The organism is Epibacterium ulvae (assembly GCF_018678075.1).
Taxonomy (GTDB): domain Bacteria; phylum Pseudomonadota; class Alphaproteobacteria; order Rhodobacterales; family Rhodobacteraceae; genus Epibacterium; species Epibacterium ulvae_A.
In genome coordinates this window covers 103455-125153 of record NZ_JAHHIR010000035.1, presented here as the reverse complement: position 1 = coordinate 125153, position 21699 = coordinate 103455, and the positions used below count along the sequence as shown (strand labels likewise).

Annotated in this window: 23 protein-coding genes and 2 pseudogenes; 11 read left to right on the top strand and 14 right to left on the bottom strand. The window is 59.4% G+C overall.

The features are described 5' to 3' along the window. The 7 genes from KMP13_RS09855 to KMP13_RS09825 form a co-directional block, all read right to left on the bottom strand. Entirely contained in the window at nucleotides 1–522 is a 522-nt protein-coding gene (locus tag KMP13_RS09855) for a RidA family protein (RefSeq protein WP_215265681.1), read from the bottom strand. Between the two features lie 841 nt (nucleotides 523–1363). Continuing rightward, nucleotides 1364–2146, bottom strand: a complete 783-nt coding sequence (eutC, locus tag KMP13_RS09850; RefSeq protein ID WP_215265680.1) for an ethanolamine ammonia-lyase subunit EutC — start codon at nucleotides 2144–2146, stop codon at nucleotides 1364–1366. Beyond that, nucleotides 2143–3525 (bottom strand): ethanolamine ammonia-lyase subunit EutB, encoded by a 1383-nt coding sequence (locus tag KMP13_RS09845; protein ID WP_215265679.1) that lies wholly within the window; start codon nucleotides 3523–3525, stop codon nucleotides 2143–2145. The genes eutC and KMP13_RS09845 overlap by 4 nt, the downstream gene beginning before the upstream one ends. Nucleotides 3526–3628: 103 nt before the next feature. After that, a complete protein-coding gene (locus KMP13_RS09840; RefSeq protein WP_215265818.1) occupies nucleotides 3629–4663 on the bottom strand; it encodes a TRAP transporter substrate-binding protein in 1035 nt (344 codons plus the stop codon). Nucleotides 4664–4745: 82 nt separating this feature from the next. Beyond that, on the bottom strand, nucleotides 4746–6077 hold the full coding sequence (locus tag KMP13_RS09835) for a TRAP transporter large permease (RefSeq protein ID WP_215265678.1): 1332 nt from the start codon (nucleotides 6075–6077) through the stop codon (nucleotides 4746–4748). Continuing rightward, nucleotides 6074–6619, bottom strand: coding sequence for a TRAP transporter small permease subunit (locus KMP13_RS09830; protein WP_215265677.1), 546 nt, complete (start codon nucleotides 6617–6619; stop codon nucleotides 6074–6076). The genes KMP13_RS09835 and KMP13_RS09830 overlap by 4 nt, the downstream gene beginning before the upstream one ends. Continuing rightward, nucleotides 6612–7394, bottom strand: a complete 783-nt coding sequence (locus KMP13_RS09825; RefSeq protein WP_215265676.1) for a DeoR/GlpR family DNA-binding transcription regulator — start codon at nucleotides 7392–7394, stop codon at nucleotides 6612–6614. The genes KMP13_RS09830 and KMP13_RS09825 overlap by 8 nt, the downstream gene beginning before the upstream one ends. A 231-nt stretch (nucleotides 7395–7625) precedes the next feature. On the opposite strand from KMP13_RS09825, the gene KMP13_RS09820 reads away from it, so the two are divergent. From KMP13_RS09820 to KMP13_RS20450, 6 genes and pseudogenes are all read left to right on the top strand, one after another. Continuing rightward, a complete protein-coding gene (locus tag KMP13_RS09820) occupies nucleotides 7626–7985 on the top strand; it encodes an FAD-dependent oxidoreductase (protein ID WP_215265675.1) in 360 nt (119 codons plus the stop codon). A 79-nt stretch (nucleotides 7986–8064) separates the two neighbouring features. Next, a complete protein-coding gene (locus KMP13_RS20800; RefSeq protein ID WP_215265674.1) occupies nucleotides 8065–8433 on the top strand; it encodes a (2Fe-2S)-binding protein in 369 nt (122 codons plus the stop codon). Beyond that, on the top strand, nucleotides 8430–9413 hold the full coding sequence (locus KMP13_RS09810) for an NAD(P)/FAD-dependent oxidoreductase (protein ID WP_215265673.1): 984 nt from the start codon (nucleotides 8430–8432) through the stop codon (nucleotides 9411–9413). The genes KMP13_RS20800 and KMP13_RS09810 overlap by 4 nt, the downstream gene beginning before the upstream one ends. Before the next feature lie 140 nt (nucleotides 9414–9553). After that, nucleotides 9554–9667 (top strand): annotated as a pseudogene (locus KMP13_RS20920) (hypothetical protein); the annotation flags it as partial. Nucleotides 9668–9683: 16 nt separating this feature from the next. Next, entirely contained in the window at nucleotides 9684–10367 is a 684-nt protein-coding gene (locus KMP13_RS20455; RefSeq protein ID WP_251363777.1) for an FGGY family carbohydrate kinase, read from the top strand. Continuing rightward, nucleotides 10330–10947, top strand: a pseudogene (locus KMP13_RS20450) (FGGY-family carbohydrate kinase). Before KMP13_RS20455 ends, KMP13_RS20450 begins: the two are co-directional and overlap by 38 nt. A 113-nt stretch (nucleotides 10948–11060) precedes the next feature. On the opposite strand, the gene KMP13_RS09790 reads toward KMP13_RS20450, so the two are convergent. From KMP13_RS09790 to KMP13_RS09780, 3 genes are read right to left on the bottom strand one after another with little or no spacing between them, the layout of a single operon-like run. Continuing rightward, nucleotides 11061–11741, bottom strand: a complete 681-nt coding sequence (locus KMP13_RS09790; RefSeq protein WP_215265670.1) for a GntR family transcriptional regulator — start codon at nucleotides 11739–11741, stop codon at nucleotides 11061–11063. Continuing rightward, nucleotides 11734–12894 (bottom strand): acetylornithine deacetylase, encoded by a 1161-nt coding sequence (gene argE / locus KMP13_RS09785; RefSeq protein WP_215265669.1) that lies wholly within the window; start codon nucleotides 12892–12894, stop codon nucleotides 11734–11736. Before argE ends, KMP13_RS09790 begins: the two co-directional genes overlap by 8 nt. Nucleotides 12895–12912: 18 nt before the next feature. Beyond that, nucleotides 12913–14097: a M24 family metallopeptidase gene (locus KMP13_RS09780; protein ID WP_215265668.1), complete on the bottom strand. Its 1185-nt coding sequence runs from the start codon at nucleotides 14095–14097 to the stop codon at nucleotides 12913–12915. A gap of 158 nt (nucleotides 14098–14255) precedes the next feature. Here KMP13_RS09780 and KMP13_RS09775 point away from each other — a divergent pair, with 158 nt between their 5' ends. Next, complete coding sequence (locus KMP13_RS09775; protein ID WP_215265667.1) at nucleotides 14256–15632, top strand: aspartate aminotransferase family protein; 1377 nt, start codon at nucleotides 14256–14258, stop codon at nucleotides 15630–15632. Between the two features lie 50 nt (nucleotides 15633–15682). Here the strand turns inward: KMP13_RS09775 and KMP13_RS09770 are convergent, their stop codons facing one another. After that, complete coding sequence (locus KMP13_RS09770; protein WP_215265666.1) at nucleotides 15683–16150, bottom strand: Lrp/AsnC family transcriptional regulator; 468 nt, start codon at nucleotides 16148–16150, stop codon at nucleotides 15683–15685. Nucleotides 16151–16278: 128 nt separating this feature from the next. Here KMP13_RS09770 and KMP13_RS09765 point away from each other — a divergent pair, with 128 nt between their 5' ends. Both KMP13_RS09765 and KMP13_RS09760 read left to right on the top strand, forming a co-directional pair. Further along, nucleotides 16279–17067 (top strand): phenylalanine 4-monooxygenase, encoded by a 789-nt coding sequence (locus KMP13_RS09765; RefSeq protein WP_215265665.1) that lies wholly within the window; start codon nucleotides 16279–16281, stop codon nucleotides 17065–17067. A 14-nt stretch (nucleotides 17068–17081) separates the two neighbouring features. Further along, complete coding sequence (locus KMP13_RS09760; protein WP_215265664.1) at nucleotides 17082–17414, top strand: 4a-hydroxytetrahydrobiopterin dehydratase; 333 nt, start codon at nucleotides 17082–17084, stop codon at nucleotides 17412–17414. A 118-nt stretch (nucleotides 17415–17532) separates the two neighbouring features. On the opposite strand, the gene rpoH is transcribed toward KMP13_RS09760, so the two are convergent. Both rpoH and KMP13_RS09750 read right to left on the bottom strand, forming a co-directional pair. Further along, complete coding sequence (gene rpoH / locus KMP13_RS09755; protein ID WP_215265663.1) at nucleotides 17533–18429, bottom strand: RNA polymerase sigma factor RpoH; 897 nt, start codon at nucleotides 18427–18429, stop codon at nucleotides 17533–17535. Between the two features lie 567 nt (nucleotides 18430–18996). Then, nucleotides 18997–20019: an RluA family pseudouridine synthase gene (locus tag KMP13_RS09750; RefSeq protein ID WP_215265662.1), complete on the bottom strand. Its 1023-nt coding sequence runs from the start codon at nucleotides 20017–20019 to the stop codon at nucleotides 18997–18999. Between KMP13_RS09750 and KMP13_RS09745 the strand changes: the two genes are divergently transcribed. After that, nucleotides 20018–20326, top strand: coding sequence for a DUF6476 family protein (locus KMP13_RS09745; RefSeq protein WP_215265661.1), 309 nt, complete (start codon nucleotides 20018–20020; stop codon nucleotides 20324–20326). The genes KMP13_RS09750 and KMP13_RS09745 overlap by 2 nt on opposite strands. A 21-nt stretch (nucleotides 20327–20347) precedes the next feature. On the opposite strand, the gene KMP13_RS09740 is transcribed toward KMP13_RS09745, so the two are convergent. Then, nucleotides 20348–20923 (bottom strand): hypothetical protein, encoded by a 576-nt coding sequence (locus tag KMP13_RS09740; protein ID WP_215265660.1) that lies wholly within the window; start codon nucleotides 20921–20923, stop codon nucleotides 20348–20350. A 207-nt stretch (nucleotides 20924–21130) separates the two neighbouring features. On the opposite strand from KMP13_RS09740, the gene KMP13_RS09735 reads away from it, so the two are divergent. Continuing rightward, on the top strand, nucleotides 21131–21526 hold the full coding sequence (locus KMP13_RS09735; RefSeq protein ID WP_215265659.1) for a hypothetical protein: 396 nt from the start codon (nucleotides 21131–21133) through the stop codon (nucleotides 21524–21526). Nucleotides 21527–21699: the final 173 nt, after the last annotated feature.

Genomic DNA, 21699 nt, shown 5'->3' with positions numbered 1-21699 from the left:
TTAGGATTTCAACTGAACGGTCATTTCCGCTTCGACCGGTGCATCCAAGCCAAGTTCGTTTTGAAACAGAGCCGCACGCGCGTGTTTGCCGCGTTCTGTGCCCAATAGGGCTTCGTAGAGGTCGGACGCCCCGTTTAGAACCAGGTGCGCTTCGGTAAACCCAGGCGCAGAATTCACATATCCAACCATTTTTACGATGCGCTCAATTCGGTCCAGGTCACCGATGGCCTTTTTCATCAAAGCAAGGTGGTTTAGGGCCATAAGTTTTGCAGACTCGTAGCCCTGCTCGATGGTTAATTCGCCGCCCAACTTACCCTTGATCGGTATGATATCCTGATCATTTTCATCACGGATCGTGCCGAGCGTGCCTGAAACGTAGAGGATATTTCCAACTTCCACAGCAGGTAGGTAGTTGGCGATTGGACGAGGAGGTGACGGCAACTTCAATCCCATGGATTCTAGTTTTTGTTCGATCATGCTGAGAGACGCGGACATCGCTGAACCTTTCATTTCAATTTGCATCCGATGCTATGCGACACGAGATACGTCTGGAAGAATACTTCAAGCAGGGATGCGTTGCCCGATTGGCAACGCATTTTGTTTTTGTGAGAAGCACTACGTTACTCGGCCCGCCATTATTTGTGCCGCTCTTTTTTGTCACGGTTGTTCGCACTGAGGGAAGTGTATGGTGCGTGCCAAAGAAATTTTCATTGAATGCAAAACACAATCTCTAAGGCCACTACAAATGGATCAGCACCATTCGGGAGCCAAAGATCGCGCACTGTCGGTTCTTTGCTGCTGTTGGCATGGCATTAAGGCGCAAGATCAGTCTTAGTGGGCTTGGTCCTGTCCTCCGCCGAATCCTTCGCCAAGTCAGTCCAGCGAACTTTGATGCTGTTAGAGTTCAATTCGTGCCCGCTTACTGCGCTTTGCTGACATTTGTGCATCCCGCAGCATTGGTCGACATGGGCTCTTTTGAGACCTTCGCCGCATGCAGTATCTAGGTCTACTTTGTGGATTACATTGGGCGTTACACAAATTAATCGCCTGCGTAGGTTGCTGTGGCGCGCCGCCTGTTGACCGCCAAAAATCTCATTAAACTTTTAGCCAATGCAACGGGCTGTGAAGGGCAAACCTTTTAAACTCAGTGCCCCGCTCCCAAATCGTTGCAAAACTCTTTGATTGTCCAAACGGTCAATTGTTTCGCGTGCGAAACATTGCAAGCATCTGTTAACCCCGGGAAAGTTGAAGTTGCCTCGATCACGCTGCTTGCGCAGACGCTGAAAACTCATGGACATATGCGCCTTTTGCGCGTCCTTTGAGGTGGAACCAACACCCTAGGAACAACGGATGTAAACCCGACCTACGTCTGCGGCGTGTTCAGCGCCTGGGTGGCGTCGGATGCATCCGGGATCTCTGTGGGGTCGGCCTCTTCTTTCAACCCGGTGCCGGTCAGTTCCATCCGCAAGGCCGCGCGGGTGAGCCAGGCGATTTTCTCGGCCGCCAGATCATAGCTCATGCCGCCTTTGGCGTGGATGTTGGACAGGCAATTGCGGGCACTGTCTTTGACGCCGGGCGCTGGCCCATAGGTCAGATAGGCCCCCAGACTGTCCGCCACCGTCAGGCCGGGACGTTCGCCCACCAACAGCACGGTCAACCGCGCGCCGATGGCCTGGCCGATCTCATCCCCGATGGCAACCCGCGCCTGGGTGGCGATCACAACCGGGCCAATCGCAAACCCTGTGAGCTTTGCCGAAGCCGCTTCAATGACCGCCGCTGCATGGGTTTGCACCGCAGCCGAGGACAGGCCATCGGCAATGACAAACATCACATCACAAGGCTGGGCGGGCAGATTTGCGCCCTCATTCGCGCCCAAACGTCGCCCCAGATCCGGGCGGCGCAGATAGGTCGCCCGGTCCGGCGCGGCAGAGGTCACTTGGATCACCTCAAACGCTGCCAAATCCTGCTCAAGGCGGCTCACGTCCAGCGCCGAATGCACCGCATCACGCGCCCGCGCATGGGCAAATTGAAAGTCGAGATTGTCGGAGGTCGGCAGCCCGGTTCCAGCGCGTCCCAGCCCAATGCGCGCAGGCGTTGCAGCGCGCAGTTTTGCCCAGGGGTCACGAGTATCAGTGGGCGCGCTCATGATGCGGCCTCCAGCAGGCGCTGCGTGCCGTGTGTGCTGTCGATCAGATGGCCGTGGTCATTGATCAGCCCCATGCCCTCCAGCCAGCTCTCAAACTCAGGCGCGGCTTTTAGGCCGAAGGCGTTGCGCAAATAGGCCATGTCGTGGAACGAGAGGCTTTGATAATTCAGCATGATGTCATCCGCCCCCGGCACCGCGATCAGGAAATGGGCGCGCGCGTCCGCCAAGAGGGTCATCAGCACATCCATATCGTTTTGATCCGCCTCGGCGTGGTTGGTGTAACAAACATCACAGCCCATCGGCAGGCCGAGGAGTTTGCCGCAGAAATGGTCTTCTAGCCCGGCGCGGGTGATCTCCTTGCCGTCATAAAGATACTCTGGCCCGATAAAGCCCACGACCGTGTTGACGATCAACGGATCAAAGGCGCGACAGACCGCATAGGCGCGCACCTCAAGCGTTTGCTGATCCACCCCGTGGTGGGCCTCAGCGGACAAGGCGCTGCCCTGGCCGGTTTCAAAATACATGACATTGTTGCCCACCGTGCCCCGGTTCAGAGACAGCGCGGCTTCATGCGCCTCTTTCAACATCGCAAGCGTCACCCCAAAACCATCATTGGCCGCCTGGGTGCCAGCCACCGATTGAAACACCAGATCCAGCGGCGCGCCGCGGTTCATGATTTCGATCGAGTTGGTGACATGGGTCAACACGCAGCTTTGGGTCGGGATTTCATAGCGGGCGATCAGCTCGTCCAGCATCGACAGCAGCGACATGGCCGTGGGGATATTGTCGGTGGCCGGGTTGATGCCAATCACCGCATCCCCCACCGCATAGGACAGGCCATCCAGGGTGGAGGCCACGATGCCTTTTAGATCATCCGCCGGGTGGTTGGGCTGCAGCCGTGACCCGATCCGCCCCGCAAGGCCCAGGGTGGAGCGAAAGCTGGTCACCACGTCGATCTTGCGCGGCACCGCAATCAGATCCCGGTTGCGCATCAGCTTGGACACCGCCGCCACCATCTCGGGCGTCAATCCGGGCGCCAGGGATTTCAACACTGGTGCGCTGGCCTGATCCGACAACAGCCAATCGCGAAATTGGCCGACGGTCATATGGGACACCGGCGCAAAGGCCGCAGTGTCATGGCTGTCCATGATCAGCCGGGTGACCTCATCCGTCTCGTAAGGGATCAGAGCCTCAGACAGGAAATCCTTGAGTGGTAGATCGGCCAGAACCATCTGTGCCGCCACCCGCTCCACATCCGAGCCTGCGATCAACCCCGCCAGCGCGTCGCCCGACCGTCCCGGCGTGGCCTTGGCCATCACCTCGCCCAGACTGCCAAAACGGAACAGCTCTCCGCCCAAGTTACATCGGTAATGCGCCATGACGTGCCTAAATCAAATTCTGTGTCACACGCAGCCGGCCGGTGCCATCGCGTATGAGGGAGACGGGCGCATCGGTGATGCCAGATGCGCCCGAAGGGTTCGTTTAACGGTACGGATAACCCGCTTTTTCCATTGTTGCCGCATAGGTTTTGAACGCGTCGACAACTTTCTGCGGACGGCCACCTTTTGCGGCGATCTCATCCCAGAATTTCGAGGAATCCTGCACAACTGTTGACCATTCCTCATCAGGGATCGAGGTCAGCTCAAGCTTTTCACCTTCGGTGCGCAGCTTGGCTTCGCCACCCCAATACCATGTGGCGCGATAGTAGTGCGACTGGTCGATGGTGATCTTGAACAGTTCCTGCAAATGCGCGGGCACTTTGTTCCAGCTTTCGGTATTGGCAAAATACGACCCGAACCACGCACCGGTGACCGAGTTGGTCAGCGCGTAGTTACAGATGTCCGCCCAGCCGACCTCGTATGCTTCGGTAAAGCCACACCAGGCCACGCCGTCCAGCTCACCGGTTTGCAGTGCAACTTCCACGTCATCCCATGGCACGGTCACAGGGATCAGACCGTATTGCGACAGGAAGCGGCCGGCCGTTGGCACGCCAAAGACGCGTTTGCCGCGCATATCCGCCAGCGAGTTGATCGGATCCTTGGTGAAGATATGCAACGGATCCCAAGCGCCCGCAGACAGCCAGGTCACATTGTCGACCTCGTCATAGGCTTCTTTCCAGATCTCGTTCAGACCGTAGTAGTTGAACAGCGCCGGCACATCGAGCGAGTAGCGGGTGGCAAAGGGGAAGTAGCCGCCAAAGACAGAGATATCCACCGGAGAGGCCATGGTTGCCTCATCCGATTGTACCGCATCCAGGGTGCCGTTTTGCAGCGCGCGGAACAATTCGCCGGTTGGGACCAGCTGGTCTGCGTAATAAAGCTCGATCTCCATGTCGCCATTGGCGGCGGTGTTGAAGGCCTCGATCTGCGGCTTGATCACATGCGCCCCCAGCGGCGCGCCGGAATAGGTCTGCAGACGCCATTTGATCGGGCCCTGTTGGGCGATGGCCGCAGGCGCAGCAAGGGTAGCCGCCGCACCAACGGAAGTGGTGGTGAGGAACTTACGGCGGGATGTCAGGATTTTTTCTGACGGGCTTTGTTTTGTTTTCTCAGTCATTTTATGACCTTCCTGTCGGACGTGGATTTGGAGGAGGAGGTGATCAATTCCGCACAAGCTCAGGCAGCCAAAGCGCGATTTGTGGGAAAATCATTACCAGCGCGATCGTGAACGTCATCATCGCAACGAAGGGCCAGATCGAACGGTAAATGTCGGGAAGCGTGATCTCTTTGGGCGCCATCGCCCGCATGAGGAACAGGTTATAGCCGAAGGGCGGCGTGATATAGGCGATCTGACAGGTCATCGTATAAAGCACGCCAAACCAGATCATCTGATTGTCAAAGCCCAGGTCCAGCGTCTTGACCAGCGGCACATAAAGCGGCGCAACAATCACCAGCATCGCGGTGTCGTCCAGGAACATGCCCATCACCACGAAACTGATCTGCATCATGATGATCACCTGCCAGGGCGTCAGCTCCCAGTTGTTGATAAACAGGTTCTCAATCGCGCGCACCGCACCGATCCCGTCAAACACCGCGCCAAAGGCCAGCGCCGCCAGGATCAACCACAGGAACATGCAGGACACGCCAAGCGTCTTGCGCGCGGTCTCGTGCACCATCTTCAAGGACAGCCGCCCCTTGATCGCCGCCGCCAATGTGGCCGAGGTCGCGCCCACAGCCGCGCTTTCCACCAGCGAGGTGATGCCCATGATGAACAGACCCGTCATGGTAAAGAAAATCGCAAATGGGATAATGCCGGCCGACAGCAGTTTCAGCTTGTCCGACAACGGCATATTCAGCTCGTCGTCGGACACGGTCGGGGCCAGCGCAGGGTTTATCCGCGTGCGGATGACTACATAAATCACAAACATCGCCGCCATCATCAGGCCGGGGATCAATCCCGCCAGCCACAGCTGCGACACAGGTTGGCGGGCGATCATCGCAAAGAGCACCATCACCACCGAGGGCGGCACCAGGATCCCCAAAGAGGATCCCCCTTGCACAACCCCGGTGATCAGAACTTTGTCGTAGCCCCGCCGCAACATCTCGGGCAGCGCAATGGTCGCGCCAATGGCCATGCCAGCAACCGACAGGCCGTTCATCGCGGAAATGATCACCATCAAAAAAATCGTCCCAATGGCCAGCCCGCCGCCAACCCGGCCAAACCAGACGTGCAACATCTTATACAGATCTTCGGCAATCCCCGCCTCGGACAGGATGTAGCCCATGTAGATAAACAGGGGCAGCGTCAGCATCGGGATCCAGTTGAACAGCTTGAACGTCGCCGAAAACGGGATCTCGACACCGCCATTGCCATAAAGCAGCAGCACCATGATCGAGGCCACAAAGCCGATCGCCGCAAAGACACGCTGGCCGGTCAGCAACAGCACCATCATCGTGGCAAACATGGTCAGAGCAATAAGTTCGTAGCTCATGAAGTCGTCTCCTCAGCGGCGAGCGTATTTGCCGGGGTCATCGGTTCGCCGCACAGGTCAGCAATGTGTTTTATGATTTCAGAGACGGTCTGCAGGATCATCAGCCCCAGACAGATCACCATCAGCGCCTTGATCGGGATCAACGATGGGTTCCACATGGAAAACCGCCGCTCGCCCGTCTCAATCGCATATCCCAGGGACGACATGCCGCCGATGAACATGATCACCAGATAAAACAGCAGGCAGGAAATCGTCACCAGATCGGTGATCGTCTTGCCTCTGGGCGACAGGCGGTCATACAGCAGATCCATGCGCACATGGTCGCCGTCCTTCATCGTCTTGGCGCCGCCCATAAAGTAATAGGCCGCAAGGATGAACTGGGCGAGTTCGATACACCAATGCAGATAGATCTGCAGCCCGGATGTCACCGCATCCAGGATCAGCACGCCGACCATTGCAAAGATCAGGTACATGGCAAAAATACCGGTGTAATCCGACACGCAGTCGACCCACCGCACATAGGTTCGCAGGGACTTAGGCATTGTCATCCTCTTGTTCGGTGGAGATCTGGACACCGGCCAGCGCCAGCTCGGACGCCAGCGGTTCGGGCGGCGGATCCATCGTCAGCACTTTGTCAATTTCAGCCAGCCCACCGGTGCGATAGGCGGCGCGGCGTCCGAATTTCGACGATGTCACCAGATAGGTGACCTGTTCGCAATGGCGCACCATGGCCTCGGCCACCTCTGCCTCTTGCGGGTCGGCATAGGTAATGCCCGCTTTGACATCGAGGCCAGACAGGGTCAGCACCGCGTGGTCCGCATAAAAGCTTTCGATTTGCCGACGCACCATCACCCCCAGGGTTTGCTGATTGCCAGAGCCATAGACCCCGCCTAGCAAATAGACGGTGATCCCCGCCTCAGCCCCAAGCTTTTGCGCCACCAGAACCGAGTTTGTGATCACCGTCAGCCCGTTCATGCCCAAAAGCGCGTCACAGGCGATCAGCGTGGCCGATCCGGTGTCCATAAAAATCGTGTCGCCATCGCGCAGCTCGGCGCGCAATTTGTATCCGATGGCCTGTTTCTCTTCCAGATCCTCGGTCATCCGTTCCGCAAAGCTCGGCTCACTGTGCAGCTGCGCCGGTTTGGCACCGCCATGCACCTTGCGAATACGTCCCTGTTCGGACAGGCGCGCCAGATCCCGTCGCAGGGTTTCCAGTGAAACATCATATGTCTCGGCTAGGGTTTCGACGCTCATTTCGCCCTTTTGGGCGATGAGGTTAGCAATTTCGTTCTGTCGGTCTTTAGGCTTGAGTGCCATTGGTCGGTTTGGCTTTCGCAGTAGTTAAAACGTGCTGAGCGACTCGCTAAAAACATCGTTTTTGCGAGCCAGATCGATTTGATGAGGGCGTAGCGCTGCCCAAATAGTCAACGCATTTTCGCCCGATCAGTCTGCAGATTTGGATTTTCATTGACCATTCGGGCATTATTTGCGCGAAACGAACCCATGCGGTAGGTGCCTCCCGGAACCGGCGTCCTACGAGGAGACCATATGGCCGTTCCAAAACCACATGACGCATATGATATCGCCGTCATCGGTGCGGGCTTGGTGGGATGCGCCATCGCGCGCAAATTCACTCTGGAGGGCGCGCGCGTCATCGTTTTGGAAAAGGCGGTGGATGTGTTGGATGGCGCGTCCAAGGCGAACTCGGCCATTTTGCACTCGGGCTTTGACGCGCCCCAAGGGTCCGTCGAACTGGCCTGCGTCCAGGAAGGTTATCGCCAATACGAACAGATCCACGCCCAGCTGAACCTGCCGATCGACCGCTGCGGTGCCTTGGTTCTGGCCTGGGACGACGCGCAGGAGGCAAAGCTTGGTGAGCTGATGGATCAGGCCCGCCCTCGCGGATGAGGAAGTAACAACCACCCATGCCGGGCTGCGCCCCGCCAGCAACGACAAGGAATATCAGATCCGCCATCACAGCGAAAACATGGTGACCATCGGCGGCATCCGCTCCACCGGGCTCAGCGCAGCTTTGGGGATCGCAGAACGGGTGGCCAAGGCTTTCTCAGGCCAATTCGTCCCGCCCGCCGGTGTAACATGGCCGACGATGGCTATGATGGCAGAGAAAGGGACACGTGACTGGGCCCTGCCTGGCAATGATGGCATCGTCTGTCACTGTGAAAAAGTCACCCGCCGCGAGATCGAGATGGCGCTTGAGGGCCCCTTGGGCGCGACAAACCTCGCCGGGCTCAAACGGCGAACACGGGCCACAATGGGGCGTTGCCAGGGGTTTTATTGCTCTGGCGAAATCGAAAAACTGACTGGGTTCACCTGCCCGGAAGAGGCCAAGACATGAGCCCGCCACAAACCCTTGACGTGCTGATCATTTGTGCAGGCCCCGCCGGTCTGTCGGCGGCCTCCGTGCTTGCCGAGCAGGGGCTTGAGGTGCATGTGGTCGACCGCGAAAACGCGGCCGGCGGCATCCCGCGCCATTGCGGCCACTCGCCGTATGGCTGGCGCGAATTTCGTCGCATCATGGGTGGTCAAAACTACGCGCGCCGCCTGATTGCCTGCGCCCAGAACCACGGTGCGCACATCCATACCCGGACAACCGTTGTCGCGCTCCATCCGCAGGGCAGCGTGGATCTGTCGACCCCAACCGGGCTGCACCGGGTGCAGGCAAACCGGGTGCTGATCGCAACCGGCGTGCGGGAAACCAGCCGGGCGGCGCGGTTTATAGGCGGCACCAAACCTGGCGGCGTCATGAACACCGGCGCGCTGCAGGGGCTGGTCTATCTGGCACAGAAAAGTCCCTTCAAACGCCCGATCATTCTGGGCAGCGAGCTGGTCTCCTTTTCCGCGCTGATGACTTGTCGTCACAGCGGTGCCCGCCCTGTTGCGATGGTCGAGCCGAACGCCAACCTCACTACCTATGGCGCGGCGCGCTGGCCGCCGCGTGTCCTGGGTATCCCGGTGCATCTGAACACCCAGATCACCGCGATCCATGGCCGCGACTGGGTCACCGGCGTCACCCTGAAATCGGGCGAGACAGAGCGCCGGATCGCCTGCGACGCCGTGGTGATCACCGGCGCATTTCGGCCGAAAAACGCGCTGCTTCGGGCCAGTCACCTGGTGGTCGACCCCAGCACCCGCGGGCCCGAGATTGACCAGTTTGGCCGCTGCTCTGACCCGGTCTATTTTGCCGCCACCCAAGGCCAGCTGCCTGACCCGGCACCGACCCAGACCGTGCGGGCTGTGGACAACGCCATCGCCTGGCACACGCCCCAGCGCATCGCGCAGACCAGCGAGACCCCATCTAATGCTGCCTTTGGCTAGCTGCAACTCGGCCTGAACCACCCCGTCAAAGCCACGCTCACCTATGGCGGGATGCGCGCAAAACTGAACAGCCGCCCGGCACGGCGGATCGAAATCCCCTTGCCAAAAGACGCCACAACCATCGCGCTGCGCGAGGAGCCATGAGTTTTCTAGCCATCGGTCAAAGCACCACCTCGACCTCGGCCTTTTTGTTTGGGCGCTCAGGTCAGATGCAAAAACTCCACGCCGCTGCCCATGCGCAGATCCACCCGCATCCCGGCTGGGTGGAACATGTCCCAAACGAAATCCTATCCCATGTGGCGGATGCGATTGCGGCGGGGCGCGCAGGCCTTTGCCCTGTCAAAACAGGGAGAAAGCTGTCTGGCTTGGGACGCGCGAACCGGAACCCCCATCAGCCCCATCATCGTCTGGCAGGATGCGCGCACCACCGACCGCTGCCCCCAGATCGCCAAGACCGCAACCAATCATGTCGCGACGATCGCGCGCCTGCCAGTGACCCCTTATTTTTCGGCCTCAAAGCTTGGCTGGATTATGGAAAATATCCCGCAGGCTGCCGCCATTGCCACGGCCGGACACCTGCGCCTTGGCACCACGGATGTGTTTTTGCGCGACCGGCTGACGGGACGGTTTGAAACGGATGTCGCCACCGCCTCCCGCACGTCCCTGATGAACCTGCAAACCGGTCAATGGGACGCCGACCTACGTGCGCTGTTCGGCGTGCCGATCAACTGTTTACCCAAGATCGGCGATTGCAGCGGCGATTTGGGAGCGGTCGATGACCTGCCGTTGGTGACCGCCTTGGGTCGACCAGCAAGCGGCCCTGTATGGCCATGGGGTCACCCAAGCCGGGCAGACCAAATTCACCTTTGGCACCGGGGCCTTTGCCCAGCCGTTTGTCGGGCCGCAATGCCCAGCTCTGGCACATGGGGTGCTGCCAACGGTTACTTGGCGTGAGGCCGGGCAAGAGGTGCAGTATGCCCTGGACGGCGGCATTCACACGGCTGCGTCGGCAGTGGATTGGGCGCGCGGCTTGGGGTTGTTCTCAGACTACAGCGCGCTGACTGGATTTGACGGCCACGCCCTGTCGCGCGGTCTCGCCTTTGTGCCGGCGCTGGCCGGTCTGGCCTGCCCCCATTGGGACAACGGGGCCAAAGGCACCTGGCTGGGCCTGACATTGGCCACCACCCAACACGAGATGATGCAGGCCCTGTTGGAAGGGATCGCCTATCGCGCATCCGACCTTTACGGCGCGATGGAACAGGTCCTGCCATAGACCGGAGCATTGCTGGTGGACGGCGGCATGACCCAGAACCCCTGGTTCTGTCAGCTGCTCGCCAATGTGCTGGAGCGTGAGATCGCGGTGGCCCAGATGCCGGACATCACGGCCTTTAGCGCCGCCCAAATGGCCGCACGTTTTTGCGGTGTTGAACTGCCATTTGCAGCGTCGCAAAAGACCTATCGCCCCGAGACGGGCTTTGTCCCAGATCCCGCACGCTTTGCCGAGGCCTGTGCAATAGCCAAGGCCTGGCCCTGATTGCGGGTTGCCGACGCCAGCGTTGCCGTGAAATCACCTTGTCCAAACGGTCAATTGTTTCGCGTGCGAAACATTGCAAGCATTTGTTAACCCTCGGAGGCGCTGAAGTTGCCTCAATCCCGTTGCTTGCGCAGACGTTGAAAACTCATGGAGATATGCGCCCGCTGAATATGTGCCACCGCGTCCAGATCGCCTGAGTGCAGCGCAATTCGGATCGCCTCCAACTCGTGATGAAAGATACGAAATTCGGCCTGTAAATCCAGCTGCGCCTCAATCGCGGCGGTCAGCCAGATGCGTTTGGTTTTATAGTAAAGCCGCTCCAGCGTATCGCGCAACGGCAGGTTTCCAGTGAGCTGTAGCAGCACCTGAAACACCTCCATATCAAAGGCGGTGAAATCGCGCGGGGTGCCATCGCGCACCATCTGCGCGCCGCGTGCGATCAACTGATCCAACGTCGCCAGAAACACCGCATCCGGCATCACCGGGTCCAGCCGTCCGGTCAGCTCGGTCAGTTCAAGCCGCAGGTGGTATTCCTGCTCCAGCGCCGCGATATCAGCGTCGGTGACCAAGGTGCCAACCCCGTGCAACGACTGCACCAGCCCCTCATCCTCAAGCCGCGCAAGGACCCGGCGCATAGGCGTGCGGGAGGTGCCAAATTCCTCGGCCAAGGCGACCTCGGACAGGCGCTGACCGGGGGCGTAATCCAACAGGCAAATCCGGCGGCGGATCTCAGCGTGCAGGGCTTCGTGGCGGTCGCGTACTGTCGCAGAAGGATCGGGTGTCGTGTCACCCATTCAGCCGCGCTCCAAGCCCATCGAGCATCTCAAGACAGTCAGCCAGCTGATCCACCGCAAGGAACTCATCGGCCTTATGCGCCTGCTCGATCGAACCCGGACCACAGACAACCGCATGGGTGCCCAGCGCCTGAAAAATCCCGGCTTCGGTGCCAAAGGACACAAGGCTCGCCGTGTTCTGACCCGTCAGACTGGCGACCAGTTCGCGGGCGGCGTTGTCGGCTGTGGGCACCAGGGCGGCGGCCTCTCCGATCACCTCGGTCTCGATCACCGCGTCGGGGGAGATCGCCTGCATCGCGGGCAGCAGGTCTTGGGTGAAAAAGCGATCAATACTCTCCCACACGAACTGCACATCTGTCGGATGAACCGGGCGCATTTCCCAGGCGACCGTGGCCGTGGGGGCGATCACATTATGGGCCACCCCGCCGGAGATTTCGCCGATGTTGAGCGTTGGCCAAGGCGGGTCAAAGCGGCTGTCGGCGGGGGCCATGCCGCGCAGCTGGTCTTTGATCTGCAGCAGATGGTTCATGAAACGCGCCGCATATTCCACCGCGTTCACACCCTTGTCCGGTTGCGAACTGTGCCCCGGCAGACCGACAAAACGCGTGGTGTATTCGTGGCAACCTTTGTGGCCTTCGATGATGCGCATCATGGTCGGTTCACCAATGATCGCAACGGAGGGTTTAACACCTTGTTTCTGCAGCCGTTCCACCAGATGTTGCGCGCCCAGGCAACCGACCTCTTCGTCATAGGTGATGGCGAAATGCAGTGGGCGGTCGCGGACTTGGGCGCCAAGAACCGGAGCCATGGTCAGCATCGCGGCCAGGAACCCTTTCATATCGCAGGCCCCGCGCCCAAAAAGCTTGCCGTCGCGTTCGACCATTTGAAACGGATCGCTGGTCCAGTCCTGATCGGTGACCGGCACCACATCGCTGTGGCCGGACAGCAAGATACCGCCCGCCACATCGGGGCCAATGGTGGCAAAAAGGTTGGCTTTGGTCCCACAAGGAGACGGTGAGATATCGACCCGCGCGCCGGCTTCTTCCAGCACATGTGCGACATAGGCGATCAGGTCGAGATTGCTGTCGGCTGAGACCGACGGAAAGGCGATGAGATCGGCCAGAAGCGCCTTGGCGCGGTGCAGTCTATCCATGGACACGCCCTGCCTTTCCTAGTCTTTTACGAAGAGTTTACGTTCGGTGCCGCAGAGAGTTTCGGCGGGGCCGTCGGCGGTGATCAGGATCGACTCGGTGGTCTCAAGCCCCCAGGTGTCCATCCACAACGCGGGCATAAAATGAAAGACCATGCCGGGCTGCAAAACGGTCTGGTCTTCGCTGCGGATCGAGGCGGTCCGCTCGCCCCAATCGGGCGGATAGCTGAGACCGATGGGATAGCCCATGCGCCCCTCGCGCGTGATGCCATGTTTGTCGAGCACCGCCATAAAGGCATTGGCGATATCCGAGGTACGATTGCCAGCGCGTGCGGCCTGTAATCCGGCCTCGATCCCTTCGAGCTGGGCAGCTTCGGCGGCGCGGACCGCATCCGGGGGCGTGCCGAGGTAGATGGTGCGACACAGCGGTGCGTGATAGCGGCGATAGCATCCGGATAGTTCAAAAAATGTCGCCTCATCGGCGCGCATCGGATCCCCGTTCCAGGTCAGATGTGCGGCCGTGGCATCCAGCCCCGAGGGCGTCAGCGGCACGATGGCTGGGTAGTCGCCCCATGCACCATCGACCCCAGTGATGCCCGCATGCATGATGTCGGCGACCAGTTCGTTTTTCGCAACGCCGGGGGCGGCGCGGTCGATGGCGGTGGCCATGACCTTGTCCGAGATCTGCGCGGCTTTGCGGATAAAGGCGATCTCCTCAGCCGATTTAACCAGCCGTTGCCAGTTCACCACGGCGGTGGCATCCGCCAGCGTCGCATTGGGCAGGTCTTGCGTCAGAACCGCATGGGCTTTGGCGGAGTAATAGTAATTCTCCATCTCCACCCCGATGCGGGCGCTGTCCATCCCAAGGGCGCGGATGTGGCCCGCCAGATCCTGCATCGGGTGGCGTTCGGTGGATTGCACATAGTGGTCGCCGTAGCCGTGGATCGCGTCCAGCTCCATCCAACAGGTGCGCCCGGCACCGACCGCATCCATCTGACGGCCCCACCAGATCGGCGTGCCTTCGAGCCCCAGCAGCACCCCTTGGTGGACGTAGAACGACCAGCCGTCATAGCCGGTCAACCAGGCCTGGTTCGAGGGGTCGGTGACAAAAATCAGATCAAGACCGGCCGCCTGCATGGCTGTGCGGGTCTGGGCAATACGGCGGTCATATTCCGTCTGAGAGAAGGGGGCAGTTCCTGCGGGCATGGCATGCGCCTTCATTGGGTCATGGGTCAATTGTGTACATCTCAGCGGAATTCATCGCGGATTGACCAAGAAAAACCGACATGATCCTTGACGAATTCGACCAATCCGCCAACGTTGTACACAAATTGATCAAATTCTAACCGGAACGGAACCTCAGAATGCTCAAAAACGATCAGCTGGACCAATGGGATCGCGACAACTTTTTCCACCCCTCCACCCATCTGGCGCAGCACGCCCGTGGGGAGAGCGCCAACCGGGTGATCAAGACCGCGTCTGGTGTGTTTATCGAGGACCGCGATGGCACCAAACTGCTGGATGCCTTTGCCGGGCTTTATTGTGTCAACGTCGGCTATGGCCGTCAGGAGATTGCCGAGGCGATTGGAGCGCAGGCCAAAGAGCTGGCCTATTACCATTCCTATGTGGGTCACGGGACCGAGGCGTCGATCACCCTGTCCAAGATGATTCTGGACCGCGCGCCTGCGAACATGTCCAAGGTCTATTTTGGCCTGGGCGGGTCAGATGCCAACGAGACTAACGTCAAGCTGATCTGGTATTACAACAATATCCTGGGTCGGCCCGAGAAGAAAAAGATAATCTCTCGCTGGCGGGGTTATCACGGTTCTGGTCTGGTGACCGGATCGCTGACCGGGTTGGAGCTGTTTCACAAGAAATTCGACCTGCCGATAGAACAGGTGATCCACACCGAGGCACCCTATTACTATCGTCGTGCCGATCTGGATCAGAGCGAAGAACAGTTTGTCGCCCATTGCGTGGCCGAGCTGGAAGCGTTGATTGCTCGGGAAGGTGCCGACAGTATTGCGGCCTTTATTGGCGAACCGGTACTAGGGACCGGGGGTATTGTGCCGCCGCCTGCGGGCTATTGGGCGGCGATCCAGGCAGTACTGAAGAAACACGACATCCTGTTGGTCGCCGATGAGGTGGTCACCGGTTTTGGCCGTCTGGGCACAATGTTTGGCTCGGACCACTACGGTATGGAGCCCGATATAATCACCATCGCCAAAGGCTTGACCTCGGCCTATGCGCCGCTGTCGGGATCTATCATCTCGGACAAGGTCTGGGCGGTGTTGGAACAGGGCACCGATGAAAACGGCCCCATCGGGCACGGCTGGACCTATTCCGCGCATCCCATCGGGGCGGCCGCCGGTGTTGCGAACCTGAAACTGCTGGATGAGCTGAACCTGGTGTCCAATGCGGGCGAGGTTGGGGCCTATTTGAATGCCACCATGGCAGAGGCTTTGGGCGACCACCCCCATGTGGGTGAGATCCGCGGTGAAGGCATGTTATGCGCGGTGGAGTTTGTGAAGGATCGCGACAGCCGCACGTTTTTTGACGCTGGTGACAAGGTCGGGCCGCAGATTTCGGCCAAGCTGTTAGAACAGTCCAAGATCATCGCCCGCGCCATGCCCCAAGGGGACATTCTGGGCTTTGCCCCGCCCTTCTGTCTGAGCCGCGATGAGGTGGATCAGGTGGTTGCAGGCACCGTTGCGGCGGTGAATGCGGTCCTGCCGAAGTAAGACCCAATGGGCGGCGTGGGGGTCCATGCCGCCTGCCCTTTGGACCTGTGTTAGATCAACGGCCAGGGGCTGCGCGATTTGGTTTGGCGCAGGATGAAATGCGTCTGGCTTTCACGCACAAGGCCCGAGGATAAGATCCCCTTCATCAGGAAACTCTCCAGATCTTCCGGGTCCTTCGCCGCGACTTTGAGGATGAAATCCGCACTGCCGGTGATGCTGGCGCATTCCACGATCCGCACCTGCGTTTCGACCAACCGGCCAAAGGCGGCAATCGTGTCCTCGTGGTGGTCCATCAGCGTGACAAAGACATAGGCGAGCGCGTTGAGCCCCAGCCCTTTTGGATCAAGGCGCGCAACATAGCCCCGGATAAGCCCGGCCTCTTCCATCCGTTTGATCCGCCGCCAGCAGGGTGATTGCGACAGGCCTGCGACCTCGGCCAGTTCCTGAAGCGAGGCTTTGCCGTCTTTTTGCAGGACCGCCAACAGGCGGTGATCGGCCTCATCCAATGTGAGTGGCATTTTCCAATCTCTCCCGGTTTCGCGCAAAATCTTACCTCATATTGGCGCATTCTCCGCAAGTGAGGCAAATTATTTTGTCAGATCTGCGCAAAGCTGAACCTCAGGGTTGCACGCAAAGGGAGGCGCTGATGCCAAAATCCACCACCTATGCCGCCAAAGTACAGGGAGCCGATGGGCGCATCCCCTATACGGTGGCCGATGATGCCGTCTGGGGGGACCTTTATGCGCGTCAGGAGCCACAGATCCGCCAGCATATGGCGCGCCCCTATCTGGAAGGGTTTGACAAGATCACCCTGCCCCAGACCCGCGTGCCCCAATGTATCGAAGTCAGTGCGCAGCTGCGACGATTGACGGGGTGGCAGGTGGATCCGGTGCCTGCGCTCATCGGCTTTGGTCGGTTTTTTGAGATGTTGGCCAATCGCAGTTTTCCAGCCGCCAGCTTCATCCGCTCACGCGAAGATTTCGACTACATCGAAGAGCCGGATATTTTCCACGAGCTGTTCGGCCACACGCCGCTGTTGACTGATGTGCGCTTTGCCGATTTTTCCCAAGCGATTGGTGAGACCGGCACCCGGTGTGCGCCCGAGGACTACAGCTGGTTGATCCGGCTTTACTGGTTCACGGTTGAATTTGGCCTCTTGCGCGAGGATGGCGGGATCAAGGCTTTAGGCTCGGGCCTGGCCTCCTCCCCCGAGGAGCTGGCGTGGAGCCGGTCTGGGCAGCCCGAGATGCGCGCGTTCGACATTATCGACATCCTGCGCACGCCCTATCGCATCGACATTCCGCAGCCGGTTTATTTTGTGCTGGAGGATCCGGACCAGCTGTTTGCCTCTGCCAAACGTGACCTGATGGCGGACATTCACCACGCCCAAGCGCTGGGGCTACATGCGCCCAAATACCCGCCCAAAGTGGCCTGATCCGAGGACAAATCATGACTGCAACACCCACCCTGCGATGCGGGGCTGACACGCCACGGCTGACGACAGCCGAGATCGACACCCACCTGCGCGAGAGCCTGCCCGAGTGGGTGTTTCTTGACGGCGAGAATGCCCTGATGCGACGCGTGGAGACGAAAGGCTTTGCCAAGCCAGTGTATCTGACCAATCTGGCGACGTTTCTAGCGGATCAGTCCGGTCATCACCCGGATCTGCGGCTGGGTTGGGGATATTTTGAGATCCGCTACACCACCCATGACGCCGGTGGCATCACGGCAGTGGATATCGCCTGCGCCCAGCGGTTTGATGCCGTGTTGGACGCGACCTAGCAGACATGGGAAACCCCGGCACGACTAGGTGGCCGGGGTTTTCATGCGCCTGATGCAGCAGCATCAGACAGAGAGAGACACCTGGGGAGACACGTGGGGGAGATGTCTCAAGCTGGTGTTAGACGATGGCCAACATGCCTTTGTCCTTGGCCAGGTCGCGCATTTTCTTTTGCAGCTTTTCAAACGCACGCACTTCGATCTGGCGAATGCGTTCACGGCTGACGCTGTATTGGCCGCTCAGCTCTTCCAGGGTTTTGGCCTGATCGGCGAGACGACGCTGGGTCAGGATGTCTTTTTCGCGGTCGTTCAGCACATCCATTGCCAGGCTCAGAAGTTCGCGACGCGCTTCCAGCTCGTCACGGGCCTCGTAATCACCTGCCTGGTCGGCATCTTCGTCTTCCAACCAGTCCTGCCATTGCATGGTGCCTTCGCCCTCAGCACCAACCGTGGCGTTGAGCGAGGCATCCCCGCCGGACATGCGGCGGTTCATCGAGATCACTTCGGTCTCGGTCACGCCCAGATCTTTGGCGATGCGTGCAACATTGTCGGGATGCATGTCGCCTTCGTCCAGCGCGCCGATGCGGGCCTTGGCCTTGCGCAGGTTGAAGAACAGTTTTTTCTGTGCCGAGGTGGTGCCCAGTTTCACCAGCGACCAGGAGCGCAGGATGTATTCCTGGATCGAGGCGCGGATCCACCACATGGCATATGTCGCCAAGCGGAAGCCCTTTTCCGGATCAAACCGTTTGACGGCCTGCATCAGACCGACGTTGGCCTCGGAAATCACCTCAGCCTGGGGCAGACCATAGCCGCGATAGCCCATCGCGATTTTCGCCGCGAGGCGCAGGTGAGATGTCACCATCTTATGGGCCGACTTGGAGTCTTGCTCTTCGACCCAACGTTTGGCCAACATGTATTCTTCTTCGGGTTCCAACAGCGGAAACTTGCGGATTTCCTGCAGATAGCGGTTCATACCGCCTTCTGGAGTTGGGGCCGGCAGATTTGCGTAATTCGCCATTTAGGTGTCCCTCCCGTAATGTTTAAGGGCTTAACATTAAGACATATGGGTGCGTACAAACGTGTCTTCAAGACATGTCATTAATAAACTGATTAGTTCGCTTTTGAGAAAGGGTCTGTGATGCGCGTCACAGTGATGTGCAGGGCTGAAACATCGCAAGCGGCTGTGCGCCGGAGAATGCGCGCGCAAACCTTCCGGTTTTGGTAATGTTTTGAAGGCTTTGTCATCCGTGCCAAAGCGCGGATGCGACGCGTGAGACCACAGGAATTTTATGCGATTTCGATGTAGGTATTTTCAAAAAATATGGATTTTGTAATATTTTCTGGGGAGTTTTTTCGGTTTTCATCCCGATTTTCGCAAAATCCGATAACAGATTCGGAAATTTATTCTGCGCGCCGGTTTGGTTGCACCCGCCACCACAAGGGCTCCCGCCCCCGCTCCATGGTTCTACGAACCACGATCAGCGTTGGGCCAAGCGCCGCGCCGAAGGCGCGGCGCCGGTCGCCTCGGGCAGAGCCCGAGGCGAAACACCTCATCCTCAAATGTTACTGAATAACGCGACGTCCGTTAAGCCAACGCGTCCAGAACGTCCTGCATATCCGCAGGCAATGGCGCTTCAAACCGCAGGTCGGCGCCGGTGACCGGGTGGTCGAACCCCAGGACTGCGGCATGCAGAGCCTGCCGCGGAAAGCCCGTCAGCGCGGCAATGGCTGTGGGCGACAGGGCCTTGGGCGAGAGTTTGCGTTTTCCACCGTAGGTGGGGTCCCCCACCAGCCCGTGACCGGCGTGCGCCATATGCACGCGGATCTGATGGGTGCGGCCCGTTTCCAACCAGCATTCCACCAGTGCGGCCGCCGCAGGCGTGCCAAAGCTTTGCACCACGCGCACGCGGGTCACCGCGTGGCGGCCGCCCTGAAACAGCACCGCCTGGCGTTGGCGGTCGGTCTTGTGGCGGGCCAGTTGGGTTGTCAGTTTGAGGATATTGCCGGGTTCGAAATTCGCACCGCGCACGCCGCGCAGACGGGGATCGGTGCTGGCAGGCACGCCGTAGCAGATGGCGCGATAGTAGCGTTCGACCGTGTGTTTCTCAAACTGCGCAGCCAGGCCTTGGTGGGCGGCGTCGGATTTGGCAACCACCAGCAGGCCTGAGGTCTCTTTGTCGATCCGGTGCACAATGCCGGGACGCTTCACCCCGCCAACGCCAGACAAGTTGGCGCCGCAATGATGCAGCAACGCATTGACCAATGTCCCTGACGGCGAGCCGGGCGCCGGGTGCACCACCATGCCGGCGGGTTTGTTGACCACAATCAGATCGTCATCCTCAAACACCACCTCAAGCGGGATGTCTTCGGGGCCGATATGGCTTTCGTCGGCCTCTTCCACGGTGATCTCCACCTGGTCGCCCTCGGCCACGCGCGCCTTGCCGTCGCTGACGACGGTGCCGTTGACCTGGATGCTGCCGGCCTCCAACAGGCGGGTCAGGCGGGTGCGTGAAAGCGTCGCCTCCTCTGGCACATCCCGCGAAAGCGCTTTATCAAGCCGCTTAGGCGGGTTTTCCGCAATAACAAATGAGATCTGGCGGCTGCCCATGACTGACCCTTTAAATGTCGAGACCGAGGAAGAACCGCGCCAGCTGAAGTTCCTGCGCCGATTGGTGACAGGGCTGACTGCGGTGATGGTTTGCGGGCTTGTAGTCATTGTCGCGCTGCTTGTCATCCGTTTGTCAAACAGCGGACCGCAACTGCCGGAAAATATCGCCCTGCCAGCAGGGACCGAGGCACGCGCCGTGACCTTTGGCGATGGTTGGATCGCTGTGGTCACCACGGATGATCGCATCGTGATCCTCAACAGCCTGTCGGGCGCGATCCGTCAGGAGATCACGCTCACCCCCGAATGATCCGGCGCTGAGCGCTTGCGCTTAGGAGCGTAGCAGGACCTTGTTGCTTTCCAGCGCTTCGGCGATGCGGGCGTATTGGTTGCGGTTCTTATTGTCGGCGGAGCGCAAGAGTTTGGTAGTGGCCTCTTCGAGAATATCCACCGCTTGCGCGTTCACGGCTGCCAGCGCGTCCGGTGCAATGGCATTCAGGGGACGTGTGGTGCCTTCGGGGCCTTGTCCGGGTTGCGTGGCTTTGACCCGGCCCCGGCTGCGATCGCGGTTTTGCCGCGCAAGAGTGCCAAGCTCAGCCGAGGTTTCGGCCAGGATGCTGCGCACCTCGTCATAATCCGTGCCTTCGGGGATCTCTTCGGCGACCTGTTCCAAACGGTCAGACAGACAGTCTACTTGCAGGCTTTGATCCTGGATCTGGCCACAGAACAGGCGCGCGGTTGCGAGGCTGCCGAGAAGATCGCGCAAGAACAGTGACGAGCCAAAGCCACCGGCCGGCACCACCACCGTGTACAACACACCAGTAGACTGCGCCGACACCATAGCAGGTGTCACGGTCAGCCCGACAATCGACAAGCCGGTTACCAGTGGACGAAAGAAAGCGCGCATAAATCCCTCCAGGATCAGAACCAAATAGATCAATACCAAAAGACCCGGCCCGCGTAGGGTCTTAACAGGTTCAGAATTAGCACAGCTGCCGCGATAAACCTACGGTATATTCTGGGCAGAACGACGCCGGGTGGATTCTGCATACTTGCGTCACAGGCCCTGCCTGAATTACCATTGCGGCGGTAAGTGACAGGGTAAAAACGTCTTATGTTTCTCAATTTTCCACGCAAAGTCACATGTCTGGGCGTCTTGAGCCTGATGGCGCTGAACGCACCGCAGATAGCTGATGCGCAAGTGGCCGAAGCCGCCTTGGCCGAGGCGCGGGTGCGGTTGGCCTGTGGCGGTGGCACCCCCGTGTCGGCAGTCTATTTGCCAAGCGGCGCGATCGAAGTGACCTGTCGCGCCAATGCGCCGCGCCGCGCGGTCACCAATTCTGCCGCCGTTGAAACTGCGCGGCAAAACCCGCTGGGCGGCACCGGTCTAGCCACCGCTCCGGCGGCTGGGGTTCTCGCAACGGCGGTGATTTTGGGGATTGTTGTCGGGGATGGCGGCGAAAACACCACCACAACCGAACCATCCTCTGTTGATGTTGAGCCCCAATAGAACTACGCGCCCGAGAAAATTCTTAGGAAAACGTATCAACCGCTCCGATCACAGGGGCGGTTTTGTTTTTGCACAGGCTTCGCGCAGCACCACTCAATCACGGCACTGCATGGTGTCGACAAAACCACCAACACATTGGCAACGTGTTGATCTATCGCACTATTTTTCGGAAA